Source organism: Paenibacillus xylanilyticus, assembly GCF_013359935.1.
In the GTDB taxonomy this organism is placed as follows: domain Bacteria; phylum Bacillota; class Bacilli; order Paenibacillales; family Paenibacillaceae; genus Paenibacillus; species Paenibacillus xylanilyticus.
Window position 1 is genome coordinate 1 of record NZ_JABMCB010000067.1, and the last position, 318, is coordinate 318.

The 318-nt window shown below is 44.3% G+C and carries 1 rRNA gene; it reads right to left on the reverse strand.

Annotated elements, in window-relative coordinates:
- Positions 1 to 236: 236 nt before the first annotated feature.
- A 16S ribosomal RNA gene (locus HP552_RS00490) occupies positions 237 to 318 on the reverse strand; the annotation flags it as partial.

Below are 318 nucleotides of genomic sequence, written 5' to 3' on the forward strand. Positions count from 1 at the left end.
CTAAAAGGAATGTTCTAATTCGCAATTTTCGTTTCGATATCTAGTTTTCAAAGAACAAGCTCCATGCAAAAGCAAGCTGTTTTGAGAGTTTGAGCTCTCAAAACTGAGCAACGAGTGAGTAAGTTTTGCTCTTCATTTCATCCACACATGAAGTGATGGACCGAAATGAATCGCTGTCGCAGGTTCAGAGAACCTGCTTATTTGAATGTTTCCACTCGGGAAACGATTCTCCATAGAAAGGAGGTGATCCAGCCGCACCTTCCGATACGGCTACCTTGTTACGACTTCACCCCAATCATCTATCCCACCTTCGGCGGC